Annotated in this window: 13 protein-coding genes; 5 read left to right on the forward strand and 8 right to left on the reverse strand. The window is 71.7% G+C overall.

Translation table 11 applies throughout. The annotated features are described in order from the left end of the window. Positions 1-343 precede the first annotated feature (343 nt). A complete protein-coding gene (locus tag HJD23_RS09590) occupies positions 344-1,576 on the reverse strand; it encodes a HAMP domain-containing sensor histidine kinase (RefSeq protein ID WP_171114527.1) in 1,233 nt (410 codons plus the stop codon). A 6-nt stretch (positions 1,577-1,582) separates the two neighbouring features. Further along, positions 1,583-2,236 (reverse strand): response regulator transcription factor, encoded by a 654-nt coding sequence (locus HJD23_RS09595; protein ID WP_007385219.1) that lies wholly within the window; start codon positions 2,234-2,236, stop codon positions 1,583-1,585. 471 nt (positions 2,237-2,707) lie between these two features. Here HJD23_RS09595 and HJD23_RS09600 point away from each other — a divergent pair, with 471 nt between their 5' ends. Further along, entirely contained in the window at positions 2,708-2,881 is a 174-nt protein-coding gene (locus HJD23_RS09600; RefSeq protein WP_003997305.1) for a hypothetical protein, read from the forward strand. A gap of 62 nt (positions 2,882-2,943) precedes the next feature. Here HJD23_RS09600 and HJD23_RS09605 read toward each other — a convergent pair whose 3' ends face one another. Together HJD23_RS09605 and HJD23_RS09610 are read right to left on the reverse strand one after the other, a co-directional pair. Beyond that, entirely contained in the window at positions 2,944-3,759 is an 816-nt protein-coding gene (locus HJD23_RS09605) for an inositol monophosphatase family protein (protein ID WP_171114526.1), read from the reverse strand. A gap of 8 nt (positions 3,760-3,767) precedes the next feature. Further along, positions 3,768-4,895, reverse strand: coding sequence for a ferrochelatase (locus tag HJD23_RS09610; RefSeq protein WP_171114525.1), 1,128 nt, complete (start codon positions 4,893-4,895; stop codon positions 3,768-3,770). Between the two features lie 209 nt (positions 4,896-5,104). On the opposite strand from HJD23_RS09610, the gene HJD23_RS09615 reads away from it, so the two are divergent. The 3 genes from HJD23_RS09615 to sepH all read left to right on the forward strand — a co-directional run bounded on the left by HJD23_RS09615 (position 5,105) and on the right by sepH (position 9,108). Beyond that, on the forward strand, positions 5,105-6,343 hold the full coding sequence (locus tag HJD23_RS09615; protein ID WP_171114524.1) for an MFS transporter: 1,239 nt from the start codon (positions 5,105-5,107) through the stop codon (positions 6,341-6,343). Further along, on the forward strand, positions 6,303-7,622 hold the full coding sequence (locus HJD23_RS09620; RefSeq protein WP_171114523.1) for a D-arabinono-1,4-lactone oxidase: 1,320 nt from the start codon (positions 6,303-6,305) through the stop codon (positions 7,620-7,622). Before HJD23_RS09615 ends, HJD23_RS09620 begins: the two co-directional genes overlap by 41 nt. A gap of 451 nt (positions 7,623-8,073) precedes the next feature. Continuing rightward, positions 8,074-9,108, forward strand: coding sequence for a septation protein SepH (sepH, locus tag HJD23_RS09625; RefSeq protein ID WP_171114522.1), 1,035 nt, complete (start codon positions 8,074-8,076; stop codon positions 9,106-9,108). 84 nt (positions 9,109-9,192) lie between these two features. On the opposite strand, the gene HJD23_RS09630 is transcribed toward sepH, so the two are convergent. Beyond that, positions 9,193-10,044, reverse strand: coding sequence for a sulfurtransferase (locus HJD23_RS09630; protein ID WP_171114521.1), 852 nt, complete (start codon positions 10,042-10,044; stop codon positions 9,193-9,195). Positions 10,045-10,340: 296 nt separating this feature from the next. On the opposite strand from HJD23_RS09630, the gene HJD23_RS09635 reads away from it, so the two are divergent. Further along, positions 10,341-11,165: a VOC family protein gene (locus tag HJD23_RS09635; RefSeq protein ID WP_171114520.1), complete on the forward strand. Its 825-nt coding sequence runs from the start codon at positions 10,341-10,343 to the stop codon at positions 11,163-11,165. 4 nt (positions 11,166-11,169) lie between these two features. Here HJD23_RS09635 and HJD23_RS09640 read toward each other — a convergent pair whose 3' ends face one another. Genes HJD23_RS09640 through HJD23_RS09650 form a run of 3 tightly spaced genes read right to left on the reverse strand, consistent with a single transcriptional unit; the run spans position 11,170 to position 13,655 of the window. Then, positions 11,170-11,817: a thymidine kinase gene (locus tag HJD23_RS09640; RefSeq protein WP_171114519.1), complete on the reverse strand. Its 648-nt coding sequence runs from the start codon at positions 11,815-11,817 to the stop codon at positions 11,170-11,172. A 45-nt stretch (positions 11,818-11,862) separates the two neighbouring features. After that, positions 11,863-13,059 carry a nucleotide pyrophosphatase/phosphodiesterase family protein gene (locus tag HJD23_RS09645; protein ID WP_171114518.1) on the reverse strand — a complete coding sequence of 399 codons (1,197 nt, stop codon included), beginning with the start codon at positions 13,057-13,059 and terminating at the stop codon, positions 11,863-11,865. Then, entirely contained in the window at positions 13,059-13,655 is a 597-nt protein-coding gene (locus HJD23_RS09650; RefSeq protein WP_171118825.1) for a DUF5998 family protein, read from the reverse strand. Before HJD23_RS09650 ends, HJD23_RS09645 begins: the two co-directional genes overlap by 1 nt. Between the last annotated feature and the right edge of the window lie 17 nt (positions 13,656-13,672).

The following is a 13,672-nucleotide window of genomic DNA, read 5'->3' on the forward strand; positions in this document are numbered from 1 at the left end:
CGAGGCGGAGATTTTGCCTCACATCAAGGTCTGTTACTCAATCGACACCCAACCGGACTCCTCACGAGTGATCGGCTTGGATGGCGATCGGGACCGTACACGGTCCGAATGTCGCACCTCAAAGGCGTCTCACCGTGTACTTCCCGTGATCAAGCCCCCGGAAAACCCGGATTTTCCGGGCTTTCCGGTAGCTCACATGATCACGGAGAGTAGATGGCCAGAAAATCGCCTTTGTGATTGATCACACAGGGAGCGACCGGACGGGTGCCCGGAGAATTCCGCGCAAAGCGAACATCCCCGGGTGTGTCGCCAGGCGCGCAGCCAGGTGCGTCGCCGGGCCCCCTCAAATCGGGAAGGTGACCCGCATCACGAGCCCGCCCCCCTCCCGCGGCCGCGCCGCGATGTGCCCGCCGTGCGCCCGGGCCACGGACCGGACGATGGACAGGCCGAGGCCGACCCCCTTGTCGCTGCCGGTGCGCTCCGTGCGCAGCCTGCGGAAGGGCTCGAAGAGGTTGTCGATCTCGTACGCCGGCACCACCGGTCCGGTGTTCGCCACGACCAGGACGGCCTGGCCGTGCTGGATCTCGGTGGTGACCTCGACCCAGCCGTCCTCGGGCACGTTGTACCGGACGGCGTTCTGCACCAGGTTCAGCGCGATCCGCTCCAGCAGGACGCCGTTGCCCTGGACGACCGCGGGCTCGCGCTTGCCGCGGATCTGCACGCCCTTGGCGTCCGCCTCGGCGTGCACCTGGTCGATGGCCTGCGAGGCGACCTCGGCGAGGTCCACGGGCCCCCGCTCGACGATCTGGTTGTCGCTGCGGGCGAGCAGCAGCAGGCCCTCCACGAGCTGTTCGCTGCGCTCGTTGGTGGCCAGCAGCGTCTTGCCGAGCTGCTGGAGCTCCACGGGCGCGTGCGGGTCGGACAGGTGCACTTCGAGGAGCGTGCGGTTGATCGCGAGCGGGGTTCTGAGCTCGTGGGAGGCGTTGCCGACGAAGCGCTGCTGGGCGGTGAAGGCCCGCTGCAGCCGCTCCAGCATGTCGTCGAAGGTGTCGGCCAGCTCCTTGAGCTCGTCGTCCGGACCGTCCAGCTCGATCCGCCGGGACAGGTCCGACCCGGCGACCGCGCGCGCGGTGCGGGTGATCCGCCCGAGCGGCGAGAGCACCCGGCCGGCCATGGCGTAGCCGAACGCGAAGGCGATCACGGCGAGGCCGAGCAGGGCCAGCAGGGAGCGGCTGAGCAAATTGTCCAGGGCGTGCTGGCGCTGCTCGTTGACGCAGGCGTTCATGGCCTCGTTGAGCTCGGTCGCGGTCGGCGAGCCCGGGAAGTTGCAGGTCTCGCTCGCCACCTGGCCGGTGAGGATCTTGAAGGGCAGGTCACTGCCCACGTTCATGGCGTTCGCGGCGAGCAGGTAGATGATCGACAGCAGCATGATGCCGGCGATCAGGAACATGCCGCCGTACAGCAGCGTGAGCCGTATCCGGATGGTCGGCCGCAGGAGCGGGAACGGCGGGGCTGCCTTCCTGGGGTCCCAGGTGGGCTTCGGGGGCGCCTGGGGAGGCGCGGGGTGAGCGGCCACCGCCGATCAGATCCGGTAACCGGAGCCGGGCACGGTCACGATGACAGGCGGCTCGCCCAGCTTGCGGCGCAGGGTCATGACGGTCACGCGCACCACGTTCGTGAACGGGTCGGTGTTCTCGTCCCAGGCCTTCTCCAGCAGCTGCTCGGCGGAGACGACGGCGCCCTCGCTGCGCATCAGGACCTCCAGGACGGCGAACTCCTTCGGCGCGAGCTGCACCTCCTTGCCGTCCCGGAAGACCTCGCGGCGGTTCGGGTCCAGCTTGATGCCGGCGCGCTCCAGGACGGGCGGCAGCGGCACGCTCGTGCGGCGGCCGAGGGCACGCACGCGCGCGGTCAGCTCACTGAACGCGAAGGGCTTGGGCAGATAGTCGTCGGCGCCGATCTCCAGGCCCTCGACCCGGTCACTGACGTCGCCGGACGCCGTGAGCATCAGCACGCGTGTGGGCATGCCGAGCTCGACGATCTTGCGGCAGACGTCGTCGCCGTGCACCAGGGGCAGGTCGCGGTCGAGGACGACCACGTCGTAGTCGTTGACGCCGATGCGCTCCAGGGCGGCCGCACCGTCGTACACGACGTCGACGGCCATGGCCTCCCGGCGCAGTCCGGTGGCCACCGCATCGGCGAGCAGCTGCTCGTCCTCGACGACGAGTACGCGCACGTCTTGTCCTTCCTGTGTCCACCCGCACAGCGCCTCGGGGCGCACGCGAGCAGGGGGCTTCGGGGGTGTGTTGACCTCCATCCTGCCCTTTTCGGCCATAAGTCGGCAGTAAGGCGGTGGAGCGGCAGCGGGAGGGGGCCCGGGCGGGACCTCGGCGATCTTCGCGGTGAGCCTCGTGGTGGCCACCGCGCGAACCGGACGCCGGATCCGGGAATGTGAGATTTTCTCCTCCGGTTGAGGTTTCTGCGGGAGGGAGCGGGGGGAGGACCGTTTACACCCCGCGATCACGCTCTGCTTGTGCCGCAGCACCATGCGGTACGCCGCGGTCCGCTTCCGCAGAGTGGGCGTGGGTGTCCGGCACCGTCGCCGCCCAGCAGGGCAGCGCTGGGCACCCATGGGAGACGTGATCGCCCCTTCCGAACGGCACACCCCCGTGCCATCGACCCACGACCCAGGACGAGGGGGCGCAGCATGGACGCATTCACCGCAGGACTTCTGCAGCGCATAAGGGCGACCGAGTCCGACCTGACGCGGGCCCGGGACGAGGGCGACGACTTCCTCGTCGAGGTGGAGCAGGGCGAGCTCGACGACCTGCGCCGCCTCGCGGCCGAACACGGTGTGGAAGTCGGCGCGTCAAGCGTCTGACCCGTACGACAGCGGGCCCCCGGCGAGTCCAGCGCCAGGGGCCCGTTCGTGCTTCGGCCGACTCAGTCGTGCCAGGCGCCGAAGTCCTCCAGGAGCCGCTGGAGGGGCTCGAAGACGCCGGGGGTACCCGCGACCGTCAGATCGCGTGACGGGCGCTCTGAGGGCCGTCCGCCGGTCAGGGCGCCCGCCTCCCGGGCGATCAGGTCGCCGGCGCCGAAGTCCCAGGCGTTGAGTCCGCGCTCGTAGTAGCCGTCGAGGCGGCCGGCGGCGACGTCGCACAGGTCGATGGCGGCCGAGCCGCCGCGCCGGATGTCCCGGACGAGCGGGATCAGCTTGCGGGCGATCTCGGCCTGGTGCGTGCGGACCTCGGTGACGTAGTTGAAGCCGGTGGAGACCAGGGCCTGGTCCAGCGGCGCGGACGGCCGGCAGGCCAGCCTGCGCTCGCCCTCCCAGGCTCCGGCCGCCCAGGCCCCGCTGCCGCGCACCGCGTGGTACGTCTCGCCGCGCATCGGTGCCGCGACGACCCCGACGACGGTCTCGCCGTCCTGCTCGGCGGCTATGGACACGGCCCAGGTGGGCAGCCCGTAGAGGTAGTTCACCGTGCCGTCGAGCGGGTCGATCACCCAGCGGACGCCGCTGCTGCCGTCGCTGGAGGCGCCCTCCTCGCCGAGGAAGCCGTCGTCGGGGCGGTGCTCGGAGATCAGGTCGGTGATCAGCTTCTCCGCCGCGATGTCCATCTCGGTCACCACATCGATGGGGCTGGACTTGGTGGCGGCCACCGCGAGGTCGGCCGGGCGGCCGTCCCGCAGCAGCGCACCGGCGCGGCGGGCGGCCTCCTGGGCGAGGCGCAGCAGGTCCAGGTGGTGGGCGTCGGTCACGGCGCTCCTCATGCGTAGGGGCTGTCGGCGCCCGCGGCGGCGGGACGCGGGGCGCGGGCCGGGCAGCAGCCCACCGGGCAGAGGTGGTGGCTCGGGCCCAGCGCGCCCAGGGCGCACGGCGTGACGTCCTGGCCACGCTCCACGGCGGCCCGCTCCAGGACGAGGTCGCGGATCGCCGCGGCGAACCTCGGGTCGGCGCCCACGGTGGCCGAGCGGGCGACCGGCAGACCCAGCTCCTCGGCCTTGGCCTTGGCCTCCGTGTCGAGGTCGTAGAGGACCTCCATGTGGTCGGAGACGAACCCGATGGGGGCCATCACCACGGCCGGGACCCCGGCGGCGTGCCGCTCCTCCAGGTGATCGCAGATATCGGGCTCCAGCCACGGGATGTGCGGGGCGCCGGAGCGTGACTGGTAGACGAGCTGCCAGGAGTGGTCGACGCCGGTGCGCTCGCGGACGGCGTCGGCGATCAGCTGCGCCACGTCCAGGTGCTGCCTGACGTACGCCCCGCCGTCCCCGTGCTCCTCGACCGGGCCGGAGGCGTCCGCGGCGGAGTCCGGGATCGAGTGGGTCGTGAACGCGATGTGCGCGCCGTCGCGGACGTCCTCGGGGAGGGAGGCGAGGGACTGGAGCACACCCTCGATCATGGGCTCCAGGAAGCCGGGGTGGTTGAAGTAGTGCCGCAGCTTGTCGATCTTCGGCAGGTCCAGGCCCTCGGCCTCCAGGGCGGCGAGCGAGTCGGCCAGGTTCTCGCGGTACTGGCGGCAGCCCGAGTACGAGGCGTAGGCGCTGGTGGCGAGGACCAGGATGCGGCGGCGGCCGTCGCGGACCATCTCGCGCAGGGTGTCCGTGAGGTACGGCGCCCAGTTGCGGTTGCCCCAGTAGATCGGCAGGCCCAGGCCGTGGTCGGCGAAGTCCTTGCGCAGGGCGTCCAGCAGGGCGCGGTTCTGGTCGTTGATCGGGCTGACCCCGCCGAACAGGAAGTAGTGCCGGCCGACTTCCTTGAGGCGTTCCTTGGGGATGCCGCGCCCGCGCGTCACGTTCTCCAGGAACGGGACGACGTCGTCCGGCCCCTCCGGGCCGCCGAACGAGAGCAGGAGCAGGGCGTCGTAGGGGGTGGCATCGAGCGCGTCTGGCATGACTCCGATCCTGCCACCCGGCACTGACAGTGAGGTAACGGTGGGGTGCCGCACGTGTTCACCGCCATATCCGGGGTGCATTAGGGTCACCTAACTCGTAAGCTGTATCAGCCACCTTCGCGCCTTACTGATCCGTACAGAGCCGTGCCGCGCCCTGACCGCAGCGGCATCGGCCCCTCGCCGTCCCGTCCGAGCCGCCCGGAGACCCAGTGCCCAGCCCCTACCGCGCCCTGTTCGCCGCCCCCGGCTCCAAGGGCTTCTCCGCCGCGGGATTCCTCGGCCGGATGCCGCTGTCGATGATGGGCATCGGCGTGGTCACGATGGTCTCCCAGCTCACCGGGCGGTACGGGCTGGCGGGCGCGCTGTCGGCCACCATCGCGCTGTCGGCGGCGGTGGCGGGCCCGCAGGTCTCGCGGCTGGTCGACCAGTACGGACAGCGGCGGGTGCTGCGCCCGGCGACTCTGCTGGCGGTGGCCGCGGCGGCCCTGCTGCTGGTCGCTGCGCACTACGGGTGGCCGGACTGGGTGCTGTTCGCGGCCTGTGTGGGCATCGGGTGCGTGCCGAGCGTCGGCGCGATGATCCGGGCCCGCTGGGCGGCCCTGTACCGGGGCACCCCGCAGCTGCACACCGCGTACTCCTTCGAGTCCGTGGTGGACGAGATCTGCTTCATCTTCGGCCCGATCATCTCCATCGGCCTGTCCACCGCCTGGTTCCCCGAGGCCGGCCCGCTGCTGGCCGCCTGCTTCCTCGCGGTCGGCGTCTTCTGGCTGACCGCGCAGCGGTCCACCGAGCCCGCCCCGCACCCGCGCGAGCGGCACGGCGGCGGCTCCGCCATGCGCTCTCCCGGCCTGCAGGTCCTGGTGACCACCTTCGTGGCCACCGGCGCGATCTTCGGGGCGGTGGACGTGGTCACTGTGGCCTTCGCCGACGAGCAGGGCCACAAGGGAGCGGCGAGCATCGTCCTCGCGGTGTACGCGCTGGGCTCCTGCGTGGCGGGGGCCGTCTTCGGGCTGCTGCACTTCAACGGGGCGCCCGAACCTCGGTGGCTGCTGGGCGTATGCGCGATGGCCGTGAGTATGATCCCCCTCCTACTGGTCGGAAACTTGCCGTTTCTGGCCGTGGCGCTCTTCGTCGCGGGCCTGTCCATCGCTCCCACGATGATCACGACGATGTCCCTGATCGAAGAGCACGTACCACGCGCGCAACTGACCGAGGGCATGACCTGGGTGAGCACCGGGCTCGCGGTGGGGGTCGCACTCGGCTCCTCCGTGGCCGGCTGGGTGATCGACGCCGCCGGTGCGCGCGCCGCGTACGGGGTTCCGGCGGTGTCCGGGGCCGTCGCGGTCGCGGTCGGTTTCCTCGGGTACCGCCGGCTCAAGCGGCCGGCTCCGGGTCGGGGAGGCACCGTTGAGCAGCACAGCGAGCGGGAAGAACGGCACGTGGCGTAACTGGGGCGGCAATGTCGCCGCCCGCCCGGCGCGGGAGGTCACGCCCGCCTCCGTGGAGGAGCTGACCGAGGCGGTACGGCGGGCGGCGGAGGACGGCCTGAAGGTGAAGCCCGTCGGATCCGGGCACTCCTTCACGTCCATAGCGGCGACCGACGGTGTGTTGATCCGCCCTCAACTGTTGACGGGCATACGCCACATTGACCGCGAGGCCGGCACGGTCACGGTCGAGGCCGGCACCCCGCTCAAGAGACTCAATGTGGCCCTCGCGCGCGAGGGGCTGTCGCTGACCAACATGGGCGACATCATGGAGCAGACCGTCTCCGGGGCCACCAGCACCGGCACCCACGGCACGGGCCGCGACTCGGGCTCGATCGCCGCCCAGATCCGGGGCCTGGAGCTGGTCACCGCCGACGGCTCGGTGCTCACCTGCTCCGAGAAGGAGAACCCGGACGTGTTCGCGGCCGCCCGGATCGGACTCGGCGCCCTGGGCATCGTCACCGCGATCACCTTCGCGGTCGAGCCGATCTTCCTGCTCACCGCGCGCGAGGAGCCGATGACCTTCGACCGGGTCACCAGCTCCTTCGACGAACTCTGGGCCGAGAACGAACACTTCGAGTTCTACTGGTTTCCGCACACCGGAAACACCAACACCAAGCGCAACAACCGCAGCGCCGGCCCGGAGCGGCCGGTGGGGCAGCTCAAGGGCTGGTTCGAGGACGAGTTTCTCTCCAACGGCGTCTTCCAGGTGGCCAACTGGGTCGGCCGCGCGGTGCCCGCCGCCATCCCGACGATCGCCCAGATCTCCAGCAAGGCCCTGTCCGCGCGCACGTACACGGACATCCCGTACAAGGTCTTCACGTCTCCGCGTCGGGTGCGTTTCGTGGAGATGGAGTACGCCGTCCCGCGCGAGGCCGTCGTGGCGACGCTGCGCGAGCTGAAGGCGACGGTCGACCGGTCCCGGCTGCGGATCAGCTTCCCCGTCGAGGTGCGCACCGCCCCGGGCGACGACATCACGCTGTCCACGGCATCCGGCCGGGACACCGCGTACATCGCCGTCCACATGTTCCAAGGCACCCCCTATCAGGCGTACTTCACCGCCGCCGAGCGGATCTTCACCGCGCACGAGGGGCGGCCGCACTGGGGCAAGGTGCACACGCGGGACGCGGAGTACTTCGCCGGGGTCTATCCGCGCTTCGGGGAGTTCACGGCGCTGCGGGACCGGCTGGATCCGGAACGGCTGTTCCAGAACGACTACTTGCGGAGGGTGCTGGGGTCGTAGCGGAGCATGAACTCCCCTGGGGCGCACGAGAGGGGCACGTACGGTCGAAACCGGCAGTTCCGTTTCCGGTGATTCCGTGAAGTACGCCACCTGCGTGATCGGGAAAATCCGTCAGCGGCGGCCAAGTACCGCCCCCCGGGAGAAGTTCAGCGGCGCGCCAATCCACGCACGTGGCCCAAATGGAGTACTGTTGCGAGCCCTGGGTCCGGTCTCCCGCCAGGGCGTCCGGATCCGTGAAGGACCGCCGGGAGGGGGCTTGTTGCACAGGGTGACGGAGTTGGTCACTTAGCGTTGCGAATAGGTAACCGTGCCATAACGGCGATCCAGGGCCCGTGCCCGACACGCCGGGCAACTCGGCAAGGTTGTGGCAGGCTGCACCCGGGCAGGCCACACTCGACTAGCGGAAGCAGCGACGCACGTGACGTCGGCAGGCACCACCCGGGAGGTCCCCATGCCCGAACTGCGTGTCGTGGCCGTCTCCAATGACGGCACACGGCTGGTGCTGAAGGCTGCGGACAGCACGGAGTACACGCTTCCGATCGACGAACGGCTCCGCGCCGCCGTGCGCGGCGACCGTCCCCGCCTCGGCCAGATCGAGATCGAGGTGGAGAGCCATCTCCGCCCCCGAGACATCCAGGCGCGTATACGCGCGGGCGCGACCGCGGAAGAGGTCGCCCAAATGGCGGGCATCCCCGTCGATCGCGTACGCCGCTTCGAGGGTCCCGTGCTGGCCGAGCGCGCCTTCATGGCCGAGCGGGCCCGCAAGACCCCGGTCCGCCGCCCCGGCGAGAACTCCGGGCCGCTGCTCGGCGAGGCCGTGCAGGAGCGGCTGGTGCTGCGCGGCGCCGAGAAGGACACCGTGCAGTGGGACTCCTGGCGCCGCGACGACGGCACCTGGGAGGTGCTGCTGGTCTACCGCGTCGCGGGCGAGCCGCACTCGGCGAGCTGGACGTACGACCCGCCCCGGCGGCTCGTCCAGGCCGTCGACGACGAGGCCCGCTCGCTGATCGGCGAGGCCGACGACCTCGGCGCGCCCGAGCCCAGCTTTCCCTTCGTCCCGCGTATCGCCCGGCTGCCGCGCGAGCGCACGCTGGACCGGGCCGCCGACCGGGAGCGGCCGAGCCTGCCGGCGCCCCCGGCGGAGCCCGCCGAGGAGAGCGCGGGTGAGCGGGACTCGCTGACCAGCCTGCTGGAGGCGGTGCCGAGCTTCCGGGGCGACCTGGTGGTCCCGGAGCGTCCGGCGCCCGAGCCGGTGGAGGAGCCCGCCGCCGAACCCGAGGCCGAGGAGCCCCCGGCGCCCGCGGCCTCGGCCGGTTCCGCCTACGCGGACGTCCTGATGCCGCGCTCCGTCGGCAGCCACCGCGACCGCCTCGTCGGCGCCACCGACCGCCAGGCCGAGGCCGACGGCGTCCGCCCCGGCCGCAGAGCGGCGGTCCCGAGCTGGGACGAAATCGTGTTCGGGACGCGCCGGAAGAAGCAGGAGTAGTTCCCGAGCGACGGTACGACAACGAGGGGCCCGCACCTGACCAGCTGACCAGGTGCGGGCCCCTCGGCCCTGGCAGCACGGGGGTTACTGCGGATCCGGCCCCACCGCGACCGGCCTTGACGGGTCCGACGACCACTCCGACCACGAGCCCACATACAGCGCCGCCGGGATCCCCGCGACCGCCAGCGCCAGCACCTCATGCGCCGCGGAGACCCCGGAACCGCAGTACACGCCCACCGTCGCCCCGTCGTGCGCCCCCAGCGCCTTGAAGCGCGCCCGGAGTTCCTCTGCGGGCAGGAAGCGCCCGTCCGCCCCCACGTTCTCGTTCGTCGGCGCGGACACCGCCCCGGGGATGTGCCCACCCACCCGGTCGATCGGCTCCACGTCACCCCGGTACCGCTCCGCCGCCCGCGCGTCGAGCAGCACCCCCGAACGGGCCAGCGCCGCGGCCGTATCCGCGTCCAGGAGCCCCTCGGCGCCGGCCACCGGCCTGAAGTCGCCCTCCTCCGGCGTCGGCTCCTCCACCGACAGCGCGCCGTCCCACGCCGGCAGTCCCCCGTCGAGCACCCGCACATCCGGGTGACCCGTCCAGCGCAACAGCCACCAGGCGCGGGCCGCGGCCCAGCCCTGGCCGCCGTCGTACACAACGACCCGCCGCCCGGACGACACGCCCGCCCGGCGCATCGCGGCGCCGAACTCCGCCAGGTCCGGCAGCGGATGGCGCCCGTTCGCGCCCGGCGCGGAGGCCAGTTCGCGGTCCAGGTCGACGAAGACCGCGCCGGGGATGTGCCCGGCCGCGTACTCGGCCCGGCCGTCGAACGGCGGCTCACCGGCGGCCTTGGCCACAGTCAGCTGCCAGCGGACGTCGAGCAGTACGGGCGGACGGGGCCCCGCCAGGTCGCTCGCGAGTTCGGATGCGGTGATGATGGCGTTCATGGCCACCATCCTTGCGCACGGGGTGGCCGCTTCGTCCAGGTCCGACTACTCTGCTCGGCCGGACAGCCCCGATCACGAGGCGTACGGGATCGGGCACATGCCGTAGAGCCGATCGACACCTGAGAGCAATCGCCGCGAAACGGGCAGGAAACCGCAGATCGGGCAACTGCCGGGCGCGGGGCGGAATGCGGCGGCGCGCCCGGAGGGCGGGACCATGAGGGTGGTGCGAGCATCGGCACGGGGTTTCGAGAGCGGAATCGACGCGGCCACCGCGAGGGGCCGAGGAGAGAGTGACGATGACCGAGGCACGGGGGTCGGCAGGCCGCAACGGCGAAGCGCACGCCCGGTACACGCCAGGCACACCCTGCTGGGTGAGCCTGATGGTGCACGGCCTGGCCGCGACCCAGGAGTTCTACGGGACCCTGTTCGGCTGGGAGTTCCGCCCCGGCCCCCAGCAGCTCGGCCCCTATGTGCGGGCCCTGCTCGACGGCCGCGATGTGGCGGGCATCGGCCGGCTGCCCCCGGACCGGCACCTCCCCATCGCCTGGACGCCGTACCTGGCCTCCGACGACGTCGGCCAGAGCGCTGAGACGATCCGCCTGTGCGGCGGCACGGTCGGCGTGGGCCCGCTCGACGCGGAGGAGGCCGGGCGCCTCGCCATCTGCTCGGACCCCTCGGGCGCCGTCTTCGGCGTCTGGCAGGCCGCGGCCCACCGTGGCACCGGCATCGCCGGGGTGCACGGGGCACCGGCCTGGCACGAACTCCTCACCTTCGAGTCGGAGAGCGTCGCCAAGTTCTACGGGAGCGTCTTCCGCTACGAGGAGGAGCCCGTCGTCTCCGCCGACATCGACTACCTCACCCTGCACCTCGACGGCCGCCCGGTCGCCGGCCTGCACGGCGTGGGCACGTCGCTGCCGCGCGACCGGGGCCCGCACTGGCTCACGTACTTCGAAGTCGCCGACACGGACGAGGCGCTGGACCATGTCGTCGACCTGGGCGGACATGTCCTCAAACCGGCGCACGACAGCGCGCGCGGGCGCGTGGCCACGGTGGCCGACCCCGAGGGCGCGCGCTTCTCCCTGATTCAGACGGACCGACTGATTCAGGCAGACCGACGCTGACCGCTCAGCCCGGTGACACCGGCAGCACGTCGGGCGACAGTGCCGCCGCGTGCGCCGAAGCGGCCGTCATGCGGCGCCGGTGATGCCGGCGGCACAGCACCTCGTACCCGACGGTGTCCGCCTGGTTGACGTCGCCGACGACCACCTGCGCGCCCTCGACGACCATCTGGCCGCCCACCGTACGGGCGTTGTGCGTGGCCCGCGCCCCGCACCAGCACAGGGCCTCCACTTGGAGCACCTCGACCCGGTCGGCCAGCTCCACCAGCCGCTGGGAGCCGGGGAAGAGCTTGGTGCGGAAGTCGGTCGTGATGCCGAAGGCGTAGACGTCCAGGCCCAGATCGTCGACCACGCGCGCGAGTTGGTCTATCTGCTCCGGCGCCAGGAACTGCGCCTCGTCAGCGATCACATAGTCCGCGCGCCCGCCCTGCGAGAGATGCTCGACGAGGTACCCGTACAGGTCCATGCCGTCGGTGACCTCCACCGCGTCCGTCACCAGGCCGAGCCGGGAGGACAGCTTGCCCTCACCGGCGCGGTCGTCGCGGGTGAAGATCATGCCCTGGAGTCCGCGCGCGGAGCGGTTGTGCTCGATCTGGAGAGCCAGCGTCGACTTCCCGCAGTCCATCGTTCCCGAGAAGAACACCAGCTCGGACATGGGAAGTTGAGCACCTTTCGGCGAAGGATCACGAGGGGGCGGGTGTCAGGAGCGTACTTCGAGCAGCGGGACCAGCTGCTCGGCAGGGGTCATCGAGCCGTGGTTGCCGACCATCGACGACTCCTTGGGCTCCCGCTCGGAGGCGATGAGCAGGACGTCGTCACACGCGGCCGCGACCACGTCGCCGATGCGCGCGTACACCCGCTCGTCGATCTGCGGGCCGAACCAGCCCGCCGCGATCGCCTCGTCCCGCGAGGCCACCCAGAACTGCTCGCCGAGCACCTCGCGCCAGCAGGTCAGTACGTCGTCCTCGGCGCCCGGCACCGCGTACACATGCCGGGCGCGGCCCTCGCCGCCCAGCAGGGCGACGCCCGCGCGCAGCTCCCAGTCCTCGTCGAAGTCGATGCGGTGCTGTTCGTCGAAGGGCACGTCGACCATGCCGTGGTCGGCGGTGACATAGAACGCGCTGCGCGGCGGCAGCTGTTCGGTCAGCCGCTGGACCAGACGGTCGACGTACATGAGCTGGCCGACCCAGGTGTCGGAGGCGAGGCCGAAGCGGTGCCCGGCGCCGTCGAGTTCGGCGTAGTACGTGTAGACGAGGCTGCGGTCCCCGGCGGCGAGCTGCTCGGCGGCGAGGTCCATGCGCTCCTCACCGGTCAGCCGCCCCTGGAACGTTCCGCCGCTGAGCGCGACCTTGGTCAGCGGGGTGTGCTGGAAGGCGGGCGACGAGACCTGGGCGGCGTGCACCCCGGCGCGGTCGGCCAGCTCGAAGACCGTGGGGTACGGCTGCCAGGCGCGCGGCTCGGTCCACGGCTGCCAGCGCAGCTGGTTCATCAGCTCGCCGGTGGCCGGGTTGCGCACGGTGTAGCCCGGCAGGCCGTGCGCGCCCGGCGGGAGGCCGGTGCCGACGGATGCGAGGGAGGTCGCGGTGGTCGCCGGGTAGCCGGCGGTGAGGGGGCGGCCCGTGCCGCCGCGTGAGGTGGCGAGGAGCGAAGTCATGAAGGGCGCTTCCTCGGGGTGCGCCTTCAGCTGCTCCCAGCCGAGCCCGTCGATCAGGAACACGCAGACCCGGTCGGCGGGGGTCAGCTCGGTGATCGCGGCGGGCATGCCGGGTACGCCCATGCCCGCGGCCAGCGTCGGCAGCAGGTCGGCGAGCGAGCCCGTGCCGTACTCGGGGCGGGGGGCGGAGTCGACGGCGAGGGGCTCGGGGTGGTCGGCCCAGGCGTGGGCGGGCTGGGCCATCAGCGTTCGGGGTCCGCGGTCGCCTCGGAGATGGCCTGCGCGAAGGCGAGCGCCTGGCGGACCGTCTCCGGGCCGTCCCCGGCCTCGCTGACGCGCAGGCTGAGGTCGTCGGCCGTCGAGCTGCCCGTGTAGCCGTGGTCGGCCTCGCAGTTGGGGTCACCGCAGGCGGCGGGCTCCAGGTCGATGCGGGAGACGGCACCCCAGCCGATGGTCAGCACGACCTCGCGCGGGAGGGTGCCCGGCGTGTACGACTCCGGGTTGGCGACCACCCGGCTGACCACGACCGAGGAGATCCGGTCGAGCTTCACCGACTCCGTGGACGTCGTGGCGTACGGCGTCGGGGAGGTGCTGTCGGCGGCCTGCTCGTCGGTGTGGCTGACGATGAAGCGGTGGTCGGTGAGGACCAGCACGGTCACGTGCCGCCGCACCTCGTTCTGGTCGAACGTCGTCTCCTGATGGACCAGGTACGACCGGATGGGCTCGCCGCCCACAGCGGTCTCCACCGCCTCGGCCACGAGGGCCGGGTAGTAGCCGCTGCGCTCGATCGCCGCACGCAGCCCCTGGGTCGTCGTACTGGTCTTGGCCATGCCGTCCATCCTACGGGGGCCCACTG

Source organism: Streptomyces sp. Z423-1 (assembly GCF_013009255.1).
Taxonomy (GTDB): Bacteria; Actinomycetota; Actinomycetes; order Streptomycetales; family Streptomycetaceae; genus Streptomyces; species Streptomyces gossypiisoli.

Excerpts from the sequence above, each read along its gene's own strand:
- sepH (WP_171114522.1), top strand. The coding sequence starts at position 8,074 with ATGCCCGAACTGCGTGTCGTGGCCGTCTCCAATGACGGCACACGGCTG.
- HJD23_RS09640 (WP_171114519.1), bottom strand. The coding sequence starts at position 11,817 with ATGTCCGAGCTGGTGTTCTTCTCGGGAACGATGGACTGCGGGAAGTCG.
- HJD23_RS09645 (WP_171114518.1), bottom strand. The coding sequence starts at position 13,059 with ATGGCCCAGCCCGCCCACGCCTGGGCCGACCACCCCGAGCCCCTCGCC.
- HJD23_RS09650 (WP_171118825.1), bottom strand. The coding sequence starts at position 13,655 with ATGGACGGCATGGCCAAGACCAGTACGACGACCCAGGGGCTGCGTGCG.
- HJD23_RS09630 (WP_171114521.1), bottom strand. The coding sequence starts at position 10,044 with ATGAACGCCATCATCACCGCATCCGAACTCGCGAGCGACCTGGCGGGG.
- HJD23_RS09600 (WP_003997305.1), top strand. The coding sequence starts at position 2,708 with ATGGACGCATTCACCGCAGGACTTCTGCAGCGCATAAGGGCGACCGAG.
- HJD23_RS09635 (WP_171114520.1), top strand. The coding sequence starts at position 10,341 with ATGACCGAGGCACGGGGGTCGGCAGGCCGCAACGGCGAAGCGCACGCC.
- HJD23_RS09610 (WP_171114525.1), bottom strand. The coding sequence starts at position 4,895 with ATGCCAGACGCGCTCGATGCCACCCCCTACGACGCCCTGCTCCTGCTC.